The 17,417-nt window shown below is 68.1% G+C and carries 14 protein-coding genes and 1 riboswitch; of the genes, 5 read left to right on the forward strand and 9 right to left on the reverse strand.

The genetic code is table 11. The features are described 5' to 3' along the window. The 3 genes from AC3IPM_RS03390 to ahcY form a co-directional block, all read right to left on the reverse strand. Nucleotides 1-486, reverse strand: coding sequence for a hypothetical protein (locus tag AC3IPM_RS03390; RefSeq protein WP_489302538.1), 486 nt, complete (start codon nucleotides 484-486; stop codon nucleotides 1-3). Further along, the gene (gene ybaK, locus AC3IPM_RS03395) at nucleotides 486-959 is read right to left on the reverse strand and encodes a Cys-tRNA(Pro) deacylase (protein WP_489302540.1); all 474 of its coding nucleotides are present in this window, start codon (nucleotides 957-959) and stop codon (nucleotides 486-488) included. The genes AC3IPM_RS03390 and ybaK overlap by 1 nt, the downstream gene beginning before the upstream one ends. A 247-nt stretch (nucleotides 960-1,206) precedes the next feature. Next, entirely contained in the window at nucleotides 1,207-2,652 is a 1,446-nt protein-coding gene (ahcY, locus tag AC3IPM_RS03400) for an adenosylhomocysteinase (protein WP_489302541.1), read from the reverse strand. Between the two features lie 81 nt (nucleotides 2,653-2,733). Beyond that, a riboswitch (S-adenosyl-L-homocysteine riboswitch) is annotated at nucleotides 2,734-2,820 on the reverse strand. A 126-nt stretch (nucleotides 2,821-2,946) separates the two neighbouring features. On the opposite strand from ahcY, the gene AC3IPM_RS03405 reads away from it, so the two are divergent. Together AC3IPM_RS03405 and ppc are read left to right on the forward strand one after the other, a co-directional pair. After that, nucleotides 2,947-5,475 (forward strand): S9 family peptidase, encoded by a 2,529-nt coding sequence (locus AC3IPM_RS03405; protein WP_489302542.1) that lies wholly within the window; start codon nucleotides 2,947-2,949, stop codon nucleotides 5,473-5,475. 124 nt (nucleotides 5,476-5,599) lie between these two features. Then, nucleotides 5,600-8,311: a phosphoenolpyruvate carboxylase gene (ppc, locus tag AC3IPM_RS03410; RefSeq protein ID WP_489304004.1), complete on the forward strand. Its 2,712-nt coding sequence runs from the start codon at nucleotides 5,600-5,602 to the stop codon at nucleotides 8,309-8,311. 36 nt (nucleotides 8,312-8,347) lie between these two features. Here the strand turns inward: ppc and AC3IPM_RS03415 are convergent, their stop codons facing one another. Further along, nucleotides 8,348-8,848 (reverse strand): acyl-CoA thioesterase, encoded by a 501-nt coding sequence (locus AC3IPM_RS03415; RefSeq protein WP_489302543.1) that lies wholly within the window; start codon nucleotides 8,846-8,848, stop codon nucleotides 8,348-8,350. Nucleotides 8,849-9,069: 221 nt separating this feature from the next. Next, nucleotides 9,070-10,281, reverse strand: coding sequence for a methionine adenosyltransferase (gene metK, locus AC3IPM_RS03420; protein ID WP_489302544.1), 1,212 nt, complete (start codon nucleotides 10,279-10,281; stop codon nucleotides 9,070-9,072). A 311-nt stretch (nucleotides 10,282-10,592) separates the two neighbouring features. Here metK and olsF point away from each other — a divergent pair, with 311 nt between their 5' ends. From olsF to AC3IPM_RS03435, 3 genes are read left to right on the forward strand one after another with little or no spacing between them, the layout of a single operon-like run. Then, the gene (gene olsF / locus AC3IPM_RS03425) at nucleotides 10,593-12,302 is read left to right on the forward strand and encodes a bifunctional ornithine lipid synthase OlsF (RefSeq protein WP_489304005.1); all 1,710 of its coding nucleotides are present in this window, start codon (nucleotides 10,593-10,595) and stop codon (nucleotides 12,300-12,302) included. After that, nucleotides 12,299-13,102 carry a UDP-2,3-diacylglucosamine diphosphatase gene (locus AC3IPM_RS03430; protein WP_489302545.1) on the forward strand — a complete coding sequence of 268 codons (804 nt, stop codon included), beginning with the start codon at nucleotides 12,299-12,301 and terminating at the stop codon, nucleotides 13,100-13,102. The genes olsF and AC3IPM_RS03430 overlap by 4 nt, the downstream gene beginning before the upstream one ends. Nucleotides 13,103-13,152: 50 nt before the next feature. After that, nucleotides 13,153-14,217, forward strand: a complete 1,065-nt coding sequence (locus AC3IPM_RS03435; RefSeq protein WP_489302546.1) for a metal-dependent hydrolase — start codon at nucleotides 13,153-13,155, stop codon at nucleotides 14,215-14,217. A 12-nt stretch (nucleotides 14,218-14,229) separates the two neighbouring features. Here AC3IPM_RS03435 and AC3IPM_RS03440 read toward each other — a convergent pair whose 3' ends face one another. From AC3IPM_RS03440 to AC3IPM_RS03455, 4 genes are all read right to left on the reverse strand, one after another. Next, complete coding sequence (locus AC3IPM_RS03440) at nucleotides 14,230-15,057, reverse strand: methyltransferase domain-containing protein (protein ID WP_489302547.1); 828 nt, start codon at nucleotides 15,055-15,057, stop codon at nucleotides 14,230-14,232. A 27-nt stretch (nucleotides 15,058-15,084) separates the two neighbouring features. Beyond that, nucleotides 15,085-16,077 (reverse strand): tRNA dihydrouridine synthase DusB, encoded by a 993-nt coding sequence (gene dusB, locus AC3IPM_RS03445; RefSeq protein ID WP_489302548.1) that lies wholly within the window; start codon nucleotides 16,075-16,077, stop codon nucleotides 15,085-15,087. A gap of 32 nt (nucleotides 16,078-16,109) precedes the next feature. Beyond that, nucleotides 16,110-16,529 carry a hypothetical protein gene (locus AC3IPM_RS03450; RefSeq protein ID WP_489302549.1) on the reverse strand — a complete coding sequence of 140 codons (420 nt, stop codon included), beginning with the start codon at nucleotides 16,527-16,529 and terminating at the stop codon, nucleotides 16,110-16,112. Nucleotides 16,530-16,658: 129 nt separating this feature from the next. After that, complete coding sequence (locus AC3IPM_RS03455; protein WP_489302550.1) at nucleotides 16,659-17,405, reverse strand: SagB/ThcOx family dehydrogenase; 747 nt, start codon at nucleotides 17,403-17,405, stop codon at nucleotides 16,659-16,661. Between the last annotated feature and the right edge of the window lie 12 nt (nucleotides 17,406-17,417).

The raw sequence follows: 17,417 nt of genomic DNA on the forward strand, positions 1-17,417 counted from the left end.
CTACCCGGCGGGTGCCCACTCCCACCACGGGTAGTGGTACTCGCGATCGGACGCGATCCAGGCGTTGCCACAGGCCACGCAACTGACGCTATGCGCATCGCCCCAGCTGCCTTGCGCCTCGTCGACTGACACGAGGCGCACGTGGCCCCGTTCAATCTCGCGGCGCGGATCAAAGAAGGGGTACTGCGGGTACAAACCACAGACACACCCGCCACGGTCACGCCACTGCCGCAGCCGGCGCAGCGCGAACTGCAGGTGCACGTCATGGCTCACCAGCACCCCACCCAGTGCGATGCCCGCGGTTGCACGCTCGATGCGTTCGATCCATTCGGCAAGCACCGCCAGCGTGGCATCGTCGCGCAGGTGCGCGATGGCGCAGGCCGCACTGCGGATGCGGTTGGGATCGGAGGACAGCAGGGCCTGTAGCAGCTCGGCACCGGGCCCCGCGGCAGGGGCGACGACACGTGCCGAAAACGGCCAGCGCATCAGCGCGCCTTGCCGATGGCGGCGAACTGTCCGCCGGTCAGCTGCAGCAGGTCGGCCGGGGCCAGGGCAACTTCCAGGCCCCGGCGGCCGGCGCTCACGTGCACGGTCGGCAGTGGCTGGGCACTGGCATCGAGAAACGTGCGCAACCGCTTCTTCTGCCCCAGCGGGCTGATCCCGCCCACCAGATAACCGGTGGCGCGTTGTGCCTGCTCGACCGGGGCCATCTCGCACTTTTTGCAGCCTGCGGCGTCGGCCAGCGCTTTCAGGTCCAGCGAACCACTGACCGGCACGATCGCCACCAGCAGTTCGTGCTTGTCGCTGCTGGCCAGCAGGGTCTTGAACACCACGCTCGCATCCAGGCCCAGTTGTTCCACCGCTTCGCTGCCATAGGAGTCGGCGTCGGCAGCGTGGGTGTAGGACAGCAGGCTGTGCGCGATGCCGTGCTGTTTGAGCAGGTGGATGGCCGGGGTCATGGCGGGTTCGTATTGCCGGGGGCAGTGCCATCGTAGCGCTGTGCCCACGGTGTGGCTTGACTCAGGCTATCGCCGGGTTGCCGCGCTGGCGTGGTTGCCGGCCAGCGGCCGGCACTACCGGGCGCACGGAGGGAAAGGAAGCAGAACGGGCGCCCGAAGGCGCCCGTCGTATGCATCGTCTGGAACCACGCTGCCGAGGGTAGTGCCGGCCGCTGGCCGGCACCTCCCGATGCGCAGGTCCGCGCGATCAGTAGCGGTAATGCTCCGGCTTGAACGGGCCGTCGACCGGCACGCCGATGTAATCGGCCTGGTCCTTGGTCAGGGTGGTCAGCTTCACGCCGATCTTTTCCAGGTGCAGGCGTGCCACTTCCTCGTCCAGCTTCTTCGGCAGCAGGTACACCTTGTTCTCGTAGCTGTCCTTGTTCGCCCACAGGTCGATCTGCGCGAGCGTCTGGTTGGCGAACGAGTTGGACATCACGAAGCTCGGGTGGCCGGTGGCGCAGCCCAGGTTGACCAGGCGGCCTTCGGCCAGCAGGAAGATCGCGTTGCCGTTCGGGAAGATGTACTTGTCCACCTGCGGCTTGATGTTCACGTGCTGCACGCCCGGGAAACCGACCAGCGCATCGACCTGGATCTCGTTGTCGAAGTGGCCGATGTTGCAGACGATGGCCTGGTCCTTCATCGCGCTCAGGTGCTCGATGCGGATGATGTCCTTGTTGCCGGTGGTGGTGACGTACAGGTCGGCACGGCCCAGGGTGGATTCCAGGGTGTTGACCTCGAAGCCTTCCATCGCCGCCTGCAGGGCGCAGATCGGGTCGATCTCGGTGACCACCACGCGCGCGCCGTAGGCACGCAGCGAGGCGGCGCAGCCCTTGCCCACGTCACCGTAGCCGCAGACCACGGCGACCTTGCCGGCCAGCATCACGTCCATCGCGCGCTTGAGGCCGTCGGCCAGCGACTCGCGGCAGCCGTAGAGGTTGTCGAACTTGCTCTTGGTGACCGAGTCGTTGACGTTGATCGCCGGAATCAGCAGGGTGCCGGCCTGGGCCAGCTGGTACAGGCGGTGCACGCCGGTGGTGGTCTCTTCGGAGACACCCTTCCAGTCCTTGACCACGCGTGCCCAGTAACCCGGACGCTCCTTGGCAACGCGCTTGAGCAGGTCCTTGATGACCTGTTCTTCGTGCGAGGCGGCCTTTTCGTCGACCCAGGTGCTGCCGTTCTCGAGCTCGAAGCCCTTGTGGATCAGCAGGGTGACGTCACCGCCGTCGTCCACCACCAGTTCCGGGCCGGTCAGGGTGCCGTCGGCCAGGGTGAAGGTCAGCGCGTCGAGGGTGCAGTCCCAATATTCCTCCAGCGACTCGCCCTTCCAGGCGAACACCGGGGTGCCGGACGCCGCGATCGCCGCAGCCGCGTGATCCTGGGTGGAGAAGATGTTGCAGGACGCCCAGCGCACGTCGGCGCCGATGTCCTTCAGCGTCTCGATCAGCACCGCGGTCTGGATGGTCATGTGCAGCGAGCCGGTCACGCGCACGCCCTTCAGCGGCAGGGTGGCGGCATGCTTGCGGCGGATCGACATCAGGCCCGGCATCTCGTGCTCGGCGATGTCCAGTTCCTTGCGGCCCCAATCGGCCAGCGAGATATCGGCAACCTTGTAATCACCTTCGGTGGAGAAGGTCTTGGCAACAGCGTTCATGCGTAAGCTCCGGTAGTGACGAGCCATGCTCGCCACGCCAGATGTCGGTAATCCGACAATGACATGACCAGCAAAACTCGCAATCGCCGGGCGCCGTTGGAACGTTCCTGGCCACCGAGCCTGGCCGTCCGGACAGGGTCCGGCGCGGTCGCAGCGCCCCTCGGTGGAGGGTCGCCCATTATATCGCGGCCCGGTGCATTGGCATGAATCGGTGGCGGCCCCCAACCAACGGCAGGGGGGCGATCGGTGCCCGGCTGTTAAGGTCCAAGGTTTGTAGCAGCAGAGGGATTGAAGATGACACGCAATGATCGTCGGCGCCGCGCGCGCTGGGGCAGCCTGATCGTAGGGATGGCGCTGCTTGCGGTGGCCCCGTTGGCACTGGCCGCAACGGCCGCCAAGGCCGTGCAGCCCCATGTGGCTTCGGCCAAGGCCGTGCAGGGCTACGAGCAGCCCTCGGCCGCGCTGCAGGCGGTGGTCGATGCCCCGCGCGCACCTACCCTGAGCCTGTCGCCGCGCCGGGACATCGCCGCGATGCTGCAGACCCCGTCGTTGCCGTCGATCACCGAGGTGGCCCAGCCGGAGCTGAAGCTGGCCGGGCTGCGCATCCATCCGGCCACCCACGCCTTCAGCCGTTTCAGCTTCAGCAACAAGCTGTGGCTGATGAACGTGGCCGACGGCAAGGAGCGCCAGATCACCGGCCTGCCGCAGCCGTTGTCGATCGCCACGCTGGCCTGGTCGCCAGACCAGCAGTACCTGGCCTTCAACCAGGTCCATGCGGCCACCGGCGCCAACGAACTGTGGATCGTCGATGTCGCCGCCGGTTCGGCGCGCAGGCTGGTGGCCGACCTGAACACCGTGCTCGGCGAGGGCTACAGCTGGCTGCCCGACAGCCGCGGGCTGCTGGTGATGCAGCAGCTCAAGGGCCAGGGCCCGGCACCGGCTGCCGGTGGCATCCCCACCGGTCCGGCGATCCAGCAGACCGAGGCCGATGCCGGCGTCCGCGCGATCCGCACCTACCAGGACCTGCTCAAGAATGAGGCCGACGCGCGCCTGTTCGATTACTACGCCAGCGCACAGCCGGCGCGGATCGCACTCAACGGCGTGGCGACCCCGCTGTCCACCGGCGGTATCTACCTGGACGTGAGCGTGTCGCCGGATGGCCGCTACCTGCTGGCCGAGCGCGTGCTGCGCCCGTACTCCTACCTGGTGCCGGCCGACGACTTCGCGCGCCGCATCGAAGTGCTGTCCGCCGCGGACGGCAAGCTGGAACACACGGTCAGCACGCTGCCGCTGGTGGAAGGCCTGCCCACCGGCAACGATGCAGTGCCCACCGGCGTGCGCAACATCGGCTGGCGCGCCGATGCCCCGGCCACGCTGGTCTGGGCCGAAGCCCAGGACGGCGGCGACCCGAACCGCGAGGCGAAGGTGCGCGATGCGGTGATGATGCAGTCCGCACCCTTCGAAACCCCGCCGGTCACCCTGGCCCAACTGGGCAGTCGCTATGCGGGCATCCAGTGGGGGCGGGGCGACCTGGCCCTGCTCAACGAATCGTGGTGGAAGAGCCGCGAAGTAAAACAGTGGCGGATCGCGCCAGACCAACAGGACGTTGCGCCGGAGCTGCTGTCCTCGCGCTCCTCGCAGGACCGCTACAGCGACCCGGGCAAGCCGGGCATGGTGCGCGACGTCAACGGTCGCTCGCGCCTGCAGATCACCGCCGATGGCCGCAGCATCTTCCTGTACGGGCAGGGTGCATCGCCGGAAGGCGATCGTCCGTTCGTGGATCGCTTCGACCTGGCCAGCAAACAGACCACGCGCCTGTTCCATTCGCAGGCGCCGGGCTACGCGGTCCCGCAGGCGCTGCTCGACCAGGAAGGCACGTCGCTGCTGCTGACCCGCGAGTCGCCCGATGCGCCGTCCAACTTCTACGTGCAGTCGCTGGCCGATGCCAACGCCGCGCCGCGTGCGCTGACCCGCTTCGAACACCCGCTGCCGCAGCTGCGTGGGGTGAGCAAGGAGCAGATCCGCTACAAGCGCAACGATGGCGTGGACCTCACCGCCACGCTGATGCTGCCGCCCGGCTACAACGCCAAGAAGGACGGTCCGCTGCCGCTGCTGATGTGGGCCTACCCGGGTGAGTTCAAGACCGCCGCGGCGGCCAGCCAGGTCACCGACTCGCCGTACCGCTTCAACGCGATCAGCTATTGGGGCCCGCAGGCGTTCCTGGCCAAGGGCTATGCGGTGCTGGTGAGTCCGTCGATGCCGATCATCGGCGAAGGCGACAAGGAGCCCAACGACACCTACCTGCCGCAGCTGATCGCCAATGCCGAGGCGGCGGTGGATGAAGTGGTGCGGCGTGGCGTGACCGACCGCGAGCACATCGCCATCGGCGGGCATTCTTACGGGGCCTTCATGACTGCCAACCTGCTCGCGCATACCCGCCTGTTCAAGGCCGGCATCGCCCGCAGCGGCGCCTACAACCGCACGCTCACCCCGTTCGGTTTCCAGGCCGAGGAGCGCAACTACTGGCAGGCGCAGGACGTCTACCAGAAGATGGCGCCGTTCAACTACGCCGACAAGATCAAGGACCCGATCCTCTTCATCCACGGCGTGGACGACAACAACTCCGGCACCTTCCCGATCCAGAGCGAGCGCATGTTCGCTGCGGTCAAGGGCCTGGGCGGTACCGCACGGCTGGTGATGCTGCCCAACGAATCGCACGCCTACCGCGCACGCGAATCGATCATGACCATGCTGGCCGAGAGCGAGCGTTGGCTGGAGCAGACCATCGGCCCGGGCGCGCCGATCGGTAAGAAGAAGCGCTGAGGGATTCCCTGGGGTGCCGGCCAGCGGCCGGCACTACCAGATGTAACTATTTGCGCAGTGCAGCACGGGCCCCGATCTGGGGTAGGCTTGGGTGGATTCCGTTCCCGAGGCCAGTGCGTCGCAGATGAACGAGTACCGCAGCAGCATCCTCTTTGCCACTCCCGATATTCCCCTGCGTGACGATGTGCGCCGACTCGGTGCGCTGGTCGGCGACCTGCTTGCCGAGCAGGTCTCCACGCAGTTCTTCGAAGATGTGGAACAGGTGCGTACGCGCGCCATCGCCCGTCGCGAAAGCGACGCCCCGCTGTCCGAGCTCCATGCCGCGCTGAGCGGGTTGCCGCCGCTGCATGCCGAAGCGATGGTGCGTGCGTTCAGTACCTATTTCCAGGTGGTGAACATCGCCGAGCGGGTGCATCGCATCCGTCGCCGTCGCGACTATCAGCGCGCCGGTACCGCGGTGCCGCAGCCGGATGGGCTGCAGGACGCACTGCAGAAACTCAAGGCGCAGGGCGTGAGCCTGGCCGAGCTGGGCGAGTGGCTGCCGCGCATCGACATCGAGCCGGTCTTCACCGCGCATCCCACCGAAGCGGTACGCCGCGCGCTGCTGGAAAAAGAGCAGCTGATGGTGGCCAGCCTGGTCGACAACCTTGATGGCCAGCGCACCCCCGGTGAAGCGGCCGCCGATGCCGCACGCTTCCGCATGGCGCTCACCGCGTCCTGGCAGACCACCGATTCCTCGCCGGTACGGCCCACCGTGGACGACGAGCGCGAGCACGTCGGCTTCTACCTGGTGCAGGTGCTGTACCGGGTGATCCCGGTGCTGTACGAATCGTTGCAGCAGGCATTGCTGGACACCTACGGCGAGAGCCTGCCGCTGCCGCGCCTGCTGCGCTTCGGCACCTGGGTGGGCGGGGACATGGACGGCAATCCGAATGTGGATGCCGGCACCATCCGCCACACCCTGGATGCGCAGCGCCAGGCAGTGCTCGGGCGCTATCAGAAGGACCTGCTGCAGCTGGCCAGCCTGCTCAGCCAGTCCACCGAGCGGGTGGCGGTGAGCGATGCGTTGCAGGCGCGCGTGGCGCACTACGAACAGCTGCTGCCCCAGGTGAAATCACGGCCGCGCCATGCCGACATGCCGTATCGCCTGCTCAACGACCGCATGCGTGCGCGCGTGCAGGCCACGCTCGACGATGCCGAGGGTGCCTATGCCTCACCGCAGGAACTGGAACAGGACATCGAACTGATCCTGGCCAGCCTGCATGCCAACAAGGGTGACCATGCCGGCGGTTTCGCGGTCCGTCGCCTACTGTGGCGCGTGCGCACCTTCGGCTTCCATCTGGCACGGCTGGATGTGCGCCAGGAATCGAGTGTGCATGGCCGCGCGCTGGCCAGCGTACTTGATGGCCAGGAGGCCTGGGACGCGGCCGATGCCGTCGCCCGTGCGCAGCGGCTGGCCCCGTTCGCCAGTGGCGCGCAGCCGCTGCCGGCCAGTACCGACGAGGCGGGCGCGCGCCTGGATGCGGTGTTCGCGGCGTTGGCCGATGCACGGCGCCGACACGGCACCGATGCGTTGGGCAGCTACATCATTTCCATGGCGCACGACCGCAGCGATGTGCTGGCGGTGCTGGCGCTGGCGCGCCGTGGCGGGCTGGTCGATGACGCCGGTGCGGTGCCGCTGGATATCGCCCCGTTGTTCGAGACCGTGGACGACCTCAAGCGCGGCACCGAGATCCTGCGTGACCTGCTCGCCGACCCGGTCTACCGCGCACACCTGGCCGCGCGCGAGGACGTGCAGATGGTGATGCTGGGCTATTCGGACAGTGGCAAGGACGGCGGCATCGCCGCCTCGCGCTGGGGCCTGCAGCGGGCCCAGGTGGAACTGCTGGAGCTGGCCGCCGACAGCGGCATCCGGCTGACCTTCTTCCACGGTCGCGGCGGCTCGATCAGCCGCGGCGGTGGCAAGACCACGCACGCGGTGGATGCCTCGCCGCGCGGCAGTATCGATGGTCGCCTGCGCGTGACCGAGCAGGGCGAGGTGATCCACCGCAAGTACGGTATCCGTGCCTTGGCGCTGCGTTCGCTGGAACAGGCTACCGGCGCGGTGCTGCGCTCGAGTCTGCGCCCGCGTGCGCCGGAACCGCGCGAGGAACAGTGGCGCCCGGTGATGGATCTGGTGGCGGAGAAGAGCGCCGATGCCTACCGCGCCTTCGTGGGCCAGAAGGACTTCATGCAGTACTTCCGCCAGGCCACGCCGATTGATGTGATCGAGCGGATGACGCTGGGCTCACGCCCGTCGCGGCGCTTGGGCGAGGATGCGGCGCTGTCGAACCTGCGCGCGATTCCGTGGGTGTTCGCCTGGAGCCAGGCGCGCGCGGTGATTCCCGGCTGGTTCGGCGTGGGCAGTGGCCTGCAGGCGGCGATCGATGCCGGGCACGAAGCCACGCTGCAGGAGATGGCGCGCGACTGGCCGTTCTTCAGCACGTTCCTGGACGACATCGCGATGGTGCTGTCCAAGGGTGACATCACCATCGCCGAGCAGTTCTCGCGGCTTTCCGGGCCGCTGCATGAACGCTTCTTCCCGCAGGTCCAGCGCGAACTGGAACTGACCGGGCGGCAGATCCTGGCGCTGACCGGCCAGCACGAATTGTTGCAGCATGACCAGCGGCTGGCGCTGTCGATCCGCCTGCGCAATCCCTACGTGGATCCGATCAGCGTGCTGCAGGTGGACCTGCTGCGCCGCTGGCGCGAAAGCGGTGGCGAGGATGACGACCTGCTGCGCGCGCTGGTGGCGTGCGTCAACGGGGTTTCGCAGGGGGTGCAGAACACCGGGTGAGGCGTACCGGCCCACGGTCGGTACCCGCCAGGCCCGCTATTCCGGGGAGGGCGGGTTGGACGCCAGCAGCTCGCGATGGCGCTGCTCCATTTCCTCGCGCAGCTGCCGGCGAATCAGCGCGGCGGCATGGCGGCGGCGCTCGTCGCTGGTTTCCAGCTGCAGCGGCGGTACCGGGGTCGGCTTGCCGTCCTCGTCCACCGCGACCATGGTGAAGAAGCAGCTGTTGGCGTGGCGCACGCTGCGCTTGAGGATGTCCTCGGCGACGACCTTGACGCCGATTTCCATCGACGAAGTGCCGGTGTAGTTGACCGAGGCCAGGAAGGTGACCAGCTCGCCGACCGCGATGGGCTGGCGGAACATCACCTGGTCCACCGACAGGGTCACCACATAGCGGCCGGCATAGCGGCTGGCACAGGCGTAGGCGACCTGGTCGAGCAGACGCAGCACCGCGCCCCCGTGGACCTTGCCGGAGAAATTGGCCATTTCCGGTGCCATCAGCACGGTCATGGTCAGCTGGTTGGATTTGAGATCGGGCATGGCTGGAGTGTAGCGCCGGTGGGTGGGGGGTATACGGAAAAGGGCCGCTTTCGCGGCCGCGCCGCGATGGCATGGATGCGCCGGGGGGATGAACGCATCGCCATGCGCCTGGGTCTTGCCGCCCAAACGACGACGGGCCGCTTTCGCGGCCCGTCGTTGTGTTTCGATCATTGCCGCGCTGCGCGCGGCCAGCCGACCAACGGTCTGGCTCTACCGATGGATTATTTCAGCTTCGCATCGGCGCGCAGGGCGGCGGCGCGATCGGTCTTCTCCCAGGAGAAGGCGGTCGCGTTGACGGTTTCGCCTGCACCGTCGAGGTAGCTGAATTCCTTCGGCTTGCGGCCGAAGTGACCGTAGGCGGCGGTCTGCTGGTACATCGGGTGGATCAGGTCCAGCATCTTGATGATGCCGTACGGACGCAGATCGAAGTGCTTGCGGATCAGCTTCTCGATCTTCTCATCGCTGATCTTGCCGGTGCCGAAGGTGGTGACCGAGATCGAGGTCGGCTCGGCCACGCCGATGGCGTAGGAGACCTGCACTTCGCAACGGTCGGCCAGACCGGCGGCCACCACGTTCTTGGCGACGTAGCGGGCAGCGTAAGCGGCCGAACGATCAACCTTGGACGGATCCTTGCCCGAGAACGCACCGCCACCGTGACGGGCGTAGCCGCCGTAGGTGTCGACGATGATCTTGCGGCCGGTCAGGCCGCAATCGCCCACCGGGCCGCCGATCTCGAACTTGCCGGTCGGGTTGATGTGGAACTTGGTGCCCTTGTGCAGCCACTTGGCCGGCAGCACCGGCTTGATGATTTCTTCGCGGACGGCTTCGATCAGGTCCTTCTGCTTCACGCCCGGCGCATGCTGGGTGGACAGAACAACCGCGTCGATGGCCGAGACCACGCCGTTTTCATAGCGCAGGGTGACCTGGCTCTTGGCATCCGGGCGCAGCCAGGACAGCGGCGAGTTCTTCTTCTTGCGGATCTTGGCCTGCTGCTCGACCAGACGGTGCGAGAGGTGGATCGCGGCCGGCATGTAGCTGTCGGTTTCGTTGGTGGCATAGCCGAACATCAGGCCCTGGTCGCCAGCGCCCATCTCTTCGGGCTTCTTGCGGTCCACGCCCTGGGCGATGTGCGGCGACTGCTTGCCGATCAGGTTCAGCACGCCGCAGGTCGCGCCGTCGAAGCCGACGTCGGAGCTGTCATAGCCGATATCCAGGATCACCTTGCGGGTCAAGGCTTCCAGGTCGATCCAGGCGCTGGTGGTGATTTCACCGGCCACGATCGCCACGCCGGTCTTGACCATGGTTTCGCAGGCCACGCGGGCGCGCTTGTCCTGGGTCAGGATCGCGTCCAGCACCGCATCGGAGATCTGGTCGGCAATCTTGTCCGGATGGCCTTCGGAGACCGATTCGGAGGTGAACAGGTAGCTGGACATCAGGCGTAATATCCTTTGATTCGGATGGAAAGATGGGTGCGGATGATACACGGCAAGGCGTGTTGTTGCATTGTGCGCCACGGGAAGTTGCCGGTGGTTAAGCCGATGTGCCCGTGCCGGGGCGCGTCAGGCGGGCATTGTGGCCCAGCGTCGGGGCCCAGTGTTCCACCAGCGTGACAACCGGCGGGCCTGCGTCCGCGGAGCTTCACGCCCTCGCCGTCATCTCCCTGAAGCCAAACCGCCATCGTGCTGCCGTCTGCCGCGCGCACGCTCTCGGCCAATCCGGGCCGCCGGGCATGAGTGAGCACGCCATGCAGGAACTCGAACAGCGCCTTGCGCAACGTTACCCCGACTGGTTCCACGGTCGTCGCGGCCAGCTCGCCCGGCCCCTGCTGCGCAGCGTCGGGCGCTGGTCACGGCTGGACCGGATCGAGGACTTCCTGCAGCGCAAGGCGGATCTGCGCGGCTTCGCCTTCGTCACCGCCGGGCTGGAGTTCATCGACAGCCAGTACCAGGTAGACCCGACGGCGCTGGCGCGGATCCCGGCCACCGGGCGGCTGCTGATCGTGGCCAACCATCCTTCCGGCGCACACGACGCGCTGGCCCTGCTCGACGCCGTCGGCCGCGTGCGCCGCGACGTGCGGATCGTGGCCAACGACCTGCTCGGGGCGATCGGGCCGCTGCAGGACCTGCTGCTGCCGGTGCGCATCCTCGGTGGCAAGGCGCAGCGCGCCAGCCTGCATGCGGTGGAGCACGCCCTGGCGGCCGAGCAGTGCGTGATCGTGTTCCCGGCGGGCGAGGTGTCGCGGCTGTCGCTGCGTGGCATCCGCGACGGTCGCTGGCAGCGCGGCTTCGTCCGCTTTGCCCGTGCGGCCGGTGCGCCGGTCCTGCCGGTGCGGGTGGAGGCGCGCAATTCGGCGTTGTTCTATGGGGCCTCGACGCTGTTCAAGCCGGCCGGCACCGCCCTGCTGGCGCGCGAGATGTTCGCCCGTCGTGGTCGGCCGTTGCGGCTGCGCATCGGCGAGCCGATGCAGCTGGGGCAGGGCGATCCGGCGGCCGAACTGGTGGCGGTGCGCCGGGCGCTGTATGCGCTGGGCCGCAACGCTGCGGCCCTCGCGCCTGCCGGCGGCGGCCCGGAGCCGCTGGCCGCGCCGGTGCCGCCGTCGCAGGTCGCCGCCGAGATCGCCACGGCCACCCAGCTCGGGCAGACCGCCGACGGCAAGCAGATCCTGCTGGCGCGCTGCCTGCCCGACTCGCCGCTGCTGCTGGAACTGGGGCGCCTGCGCGAGTTGACCTTCCGCCAGGTCGGCGAGGGCACCGGGCGCAGCCGCGACCTGGACGATTTCGATCCGCAGTACGAGCACATCGTGATCTGGGACGGTGCCGCCGAGCGCATCGCCGGTGCCTACCGGATCATGCGCGGTGCGCACGCCCTGGCCCGGCGCGGCCTGGCCGGGCTCTACAGCGCGTCGCTGTTCCGCTATTCCGACGACGCCATCACCCGCATTGCCGAAGGCCTGGAGCTGGGGCGCAGCTTCGTGGTGCCTGACTACTGGGGCAGCCGCAGCCTGGATTATCTGTGGCAGGGCATCGGCGCCTACCTGCACTGCCGGCCCGGCATCCGCTACCTGTTCGGCGCGGTGTCGATCAGCGCCGCGTTGCCGCGGCCGGCGCGCGAGCAGCTGGTGGCCTACTACCAGCGCTACTACGGCGCCGCCGCCGGGCTGGCCGAATCCAACCGGCCATTCCAGTACTTTGCGGCGCCGCCCAGTTTCGGCGTGCTGGATGCGGCGGCGGCATTCGATGTGCTCAAGGCCAACCTGGCCACGCTCGGCACCGGCGTGCCCACCCTGTACCGCCAGTACACCGACCTGTGTGAACCCGGCGGCGCGCGCTTCCTCGCGTTCGGGGTCGATCCGGATTTCAGCGATTCCATCGATGGCCTGATCGAGGTCGATCTGCGGGCGATCCGCCCCAACAAGCGCAGACGCTATCTGCGCGATGTGGGGACGCCGGCGTGAGCGCGCCGGCGACGCTGCTGCCCCATCGGCGCGCCGTGTTTCTCTCTGATGTCCACCTGGGGTCGCGCCACTGCCATGCCACCGAACTGGCGCGCTTCCTCACCCAGCTGCGCTGCGAGCGGTTGTATCTGGTGGGCGACATCATCGACCTGTGGTGGATGTCGCATCGCCGCGCCACCTGGGACACCGCACACAGCGCGGTGATCCAGGCCCTGCACGCGCTGCGCCGCGCCGGGACCGAAATCATCTACATTCCCGGCAACCACGATGCCTCGCTGCGCCAGATCTGCGGGCTGATGCTGCCGGCGATGCAGGTGCGTCGCCGTGCCATCCACGTCACCGCCGACGGGCGCCGGCTGCTGGTTGCCCACGGCGATGACTACGACGGCGTGACCCACTTCGGCGGCCTGCAGGAGAAGTTCGGCGACTGGCTGTACTACCGCATCCTCACCGGCAACCACCTGTTCAACGCGGTGCGGCGGCGGCTGGGCATGCGCTACTGGTCGCTGTCCGAATTCCTTAAGAAGCGCAGCAGCGCGGCCGAGCGCTACATCGAGCGCTTCGTGCAGGCGGGGCTGGACGATGTGCGCCGGCGCGGCCTGGATGGCATCGTCTGCGGGCACATCCACCGTGCCGCGCTGGTCCAGCGCGACGGCTTGGTCTACGCCAACGATGGCGATTGGGTGGAGAGCCTGACCGCACTGGCCGAGGATCACGATGGCAGCCTGCGCCTGCTCGATCATGCCGGGCACACCCTGGTGCAGCTGCCCCGCCCGATGGTGCTGGCCGCGGCGGCCTGAACTGCGACAACGGGCATCACCGCGCGTGGCCGCGCTGGTAGCATCGGCCGATGGACTCTTTTACCCAGATCGTATTGGGTGGCGCCGTTGCCGCCGCCATCGCTCCCGCCGGCCACCGCCGTGCGGCCCTGCTCGCCGGTGCCGCGCTGGGCACCCTGCCGGACCTGGACGCACTGCTGCTGGCATTCACCAGTGCCGACCCGGTCGCGCTGATGACCGAGCACCGCAGCTACAGCCACTCCTTGCTGGTGCTGCCCTGGGTGGCGGCGCTGATCTGGTGGCTGTTCAAACGCTTCGGCCACGGCCGCGTGGCGCAGGCGCCGGGGCGCTGGTTCTGGGCGATGCAGCTGGCCTTGATCACCCATCCGCTGCTGGATGCCTTCACCGTCTACGGCACCCAGCTGTGGTGGCCGTTCACGCCGTCACCGGCGATGTGGTCCAGCGTCTTCATCATCGACCCGCTGTATACCGTGTGGCTGCTGCTGGCCTGCGTGGTGGCCTGGTTCGCGCGCGCGCGCCCGCTGGCACAGCATGCCCTGGTGGCCGGGTTGGTGCTCAGCTGCGGGTATCTGGGCTGGTCGCAGATCGCCAAGCACCAGGTCGACCGTGATGCGCAGACCGCGCTGGCCGCCATGGGGCTGGGCGATGCGCCGCGCTTCTCGGTGCCGATGCCGTTCAACACGTTGTTGTGGCAGGTGGTGGCGATGACGCCCAGCGGCTATGTGATCGGCGAACGTTCGCTGGTGGCCGATACCGGGCCGATGATCTTCGAGGGGCATCTGTCCAACGTGCAGGCGCTGCGTCAGGCCGAGGCGGCGGGAATTCCGGCGGTACAGCGGCTGCAGTGGTTCAACCGTGGCTTCATGCGCGCCCAGGTGCGCGACGATCGCCTGGTGCTGAGCGACCTGCGCATGGGGCTGGAGCCGGACTACACCTTCAGCTTCGCGGTGGCCCGCGCTGAAGGTGAGCGGTGGACGGCGATCACGCCCGAGCAGCTGCGTCCGACCTATGAAGGCGAGCAGGGCAGGGCGATGGTCAAGCGGCGTTTCGCCGCGATGTGGGAACGGATCTGGAAAGCGCCGACCGCCGCAGCCACGGCAGCCCCGGCGCTGTAATACACGGGGGTCTCAATACACCGTGGCGCGCGCCTGCACGAACGAGAAGAAGAACACCGCGTTCGGATCGTTCTGGACCAGGCTGAACTCGCGACGCATGCCGTCCACGGTGTCCTGGTCGACCAGGCCGGCCTCCAGCAGCGGGTCGGCCGCCGACAGCAGCAGCTGTTCCCAGAACGCGATCATGGTCTTGCGCCGCGCCGGTTCGCGGTTGTCCAGGTGGATGGTCTTGATCTCGGTGTGCACATCGCGGAAGCCACCGGCCAACAACAGATTGCCCAGCTTGGCACCCACGAACGGGTCGCCGCCGTGGTCGTACTGGAAATCGTTGAAGGCCATCCAGTAGCGCCAGATGTGCGGCGAGTACGGGTCGAGCAGGAACGAGGCATTCATCACCTCGGTGATGTAGACCGGCGAGCCCGGTGCCAGCACCCGGCGCACCTCGTTGAGCACGCGCGCAGGCGAGGGTACGTGTTCGAGCACCCAGCACAGGAACGCCGAATCGAACTCGCGCGCGTCGAAGGGCAGGTTGCCGGCATCGGCCTGCAGCAGCGTGTAGCGCTCGGTGCACCACGGGGTCTTTTCCAGGTTGCCGCGCGCGGTGGCCAGTTGCGCCTCGCTCAGGTCCACCCCGGTGACGTGCAGTTCGGGGAAGCGGCGCAGCAGGATCTCGGTCTGCGCACCCACGCCGCTGCCTACTTCGAGCAGGCGCCGGGCGCCGCTGTAGTCGATGCTGCTGAAGATGCTCGACTCCAGCAGCCGGGCCTGGATGACCAGACGATGCTGCTCGCTATCGGAAAAGCCGTGCAGGTAGGTAGGGGCGGTGATCGGCGAGGTCATGGCGGCGGGCTCGAAGACGCGGCGTGCTCAGGCCGCGGAGGACAACGGCTCGCCGGCGGCGAGGGCATCGAAGTAATCGGTGGTCAGCGCGACCTGGCTGGCGGCATCGTCGGCGCGGTTCACCACCGCACGGAACGCGGCGTTCTCGGGGCGGTCCTTGGCGTACCAGCCCAGGTGCTTGCGCGCGATGCGCACGCCCTGCGGTTCGCCGTAGAAGTCGTGCAGCGCATGCAGGTGGCCGAGCAGGAGGTCGCGCACCTCGGCCAGTGTCGGCGGTGCCAGCCGTTCGCCGGTGGCCAGGTAGTGGGCCACTTCGCGGAAGATCCACGGGCGGCCCTGCGCGGCGCGCCCGATCATCACCGCATCCACTCCGGTGCTGGCCAGCACCTGCGCGGCCTTCTGCGGCGAATCGATATCGCCGTTGGCGATCACCGGGATACGCAGCGCGGCCTTGATCGCCGCGATGGTCTCGTACTCGGCCAGGCCGGTGTAGTGCTGGTCGCGGGTGCGGCCATGCACGGCCAGCGCGGCGATCCCGCTGTCTTCGGCGATATGCGCGATGCGCGGGCCGTTGCGATGGTCGCAGTCCCAGCCGGTACGGATCTTCAGGGTGACCGGTACATCGACCGCGTTGACCACGGCAGTGAGGATGCGCGCGACCAGATCTTCATCGCGCATCAAGGCAGAGCCCGCCCAGGCATTACAGACCTTCTTGGCCGGGCAGCCCATGTTGATGTCGATGATCTGCGCGCCGTGGTCGACGTTGTAGCGCGCCGCCTCGGCCAGCTGCTGCGGCTCGGTGCCGGCGATCTGCACGCTGATCGGGTCCGGCTCGCCGGCATGGTCCATGCGGTGGAGCGATTTGCGGGTGTTCCAGAAGCGCGGGTCGGAGATGGTCATCTCCGAGGCCGCCAAGCCCGCACCCAGCCGTTTGCACAGCAGGCGGAAGGGCTTGTCGGTGACACCGGCCATCGGCGCCAGCACCACGTTGGGCTGGATGTTGTAGGGGCCAATCTGCATGCGCGCATTGTAGTGCCGGCCGCTGGCCGGCACTACCGGGTCAGGGTGCCGGCGATGTACAGCGCGGCCAGTGCCAGGCAGGTCAGTGAACTGGCATACCAGAAGCGCGCACCGTTGTAGCCCGGGCGGACCCGACCGATGATCAGCCCGGCCAGGCCCCGGCCGCCGAGGACGCCGATGATCCCCAGCAACACCCAGCGGGTGCCGGGCAGCGGGCGCACCCAGCCAGCCGCCGACAAGGCGTACAGCGTCCAGATGCCCAGCACGATGGTGATCGCGGCCGTGATCAAGGCCGGTTCGATACGCCCGGCACGGGCCAGTCGCACCATGCGTTGGCCGGCCCCGAAGAATTCATACCACGGGGCGCCGAAGGCGATGCAGCCGATGTGCAGCAGCACGGCAAGCGCGGTGCCGGCAGCCGCCAGCAGCATCCAGAACGGGGTGTCGGTCATGTCGTGCGTCGTCCGTGAGCGGGGGAGCTCATTGTCGAGTGACGGCAGCATCGGGGCACTACAGGCAGCGGCCATCCGCTGGCAATCCTCGGCCAGGTACGGGAACCTTCTCCGCGACGCCGACGGTCGTCAGGGCGCCGGACCACAGGCATAGGCCAGCACGGCCAGATGCCGCTGTGGGTCGAGCCCGAGCAGGGCCAGCACGGCGGCATCCTCGAATGAACCGATCGCGCAGCCGGCGGCGTTCATCGCGGCCACTTCCTGCCCCAACGCCCCCAGCCAGACCCCGGCCTCGATCAACACGAAGCGGCCACCGCGCTCACCGTACTTGGCCAGTGTGCCGGCCGGCTCGGCGATCAGGAACAGCACGGCCGCCGGCCGTTCCGGCCACGCCACGCCGAGCAGGGTGGACAGCGCCGACCACGGCGGGCAGGGTGCCAGCGGCACCAGCGCATGGTTGAGCGGGTCGTACCAATGGATGCCCGCCGCTGCGCCGATCGCATCGTCGTTGCCGTACAGCGCGGCATAGGCCTGGATCGGATACTTCGCCCCGCCGGAGGGCAGCCGCCGCGTGTCACTGTCGCCCGGTCGGGCGCGCAGCGGGGCCAGTACGCGCCCCAGTTCCTGCGCGCCCCAACGGGTGTCACCGAAACGGCGGCCACTGTGGCGCTGTGACAGCGGGTCGCCGGGTTGTACCGGGTCCGGCAGGGCGATACCGGCCGCCGCATGCAACGGCCGCGGCGGCGACCAGGCGCGTGCCGCATCTTCGGCGATGCGCATGCGCATGACCTCGGCGCGTGCAGGGTTGAGCTCGCCGTTGTGCCAGAACAGATGGAACAGCGGGGCATCTTGCCAGGGGGAAGGCGGTGACGGCATGCGGTCCTCGTG

Source organism: Stenotrophomonas sp. GL_111 (genome assembly GCF_057835245.1).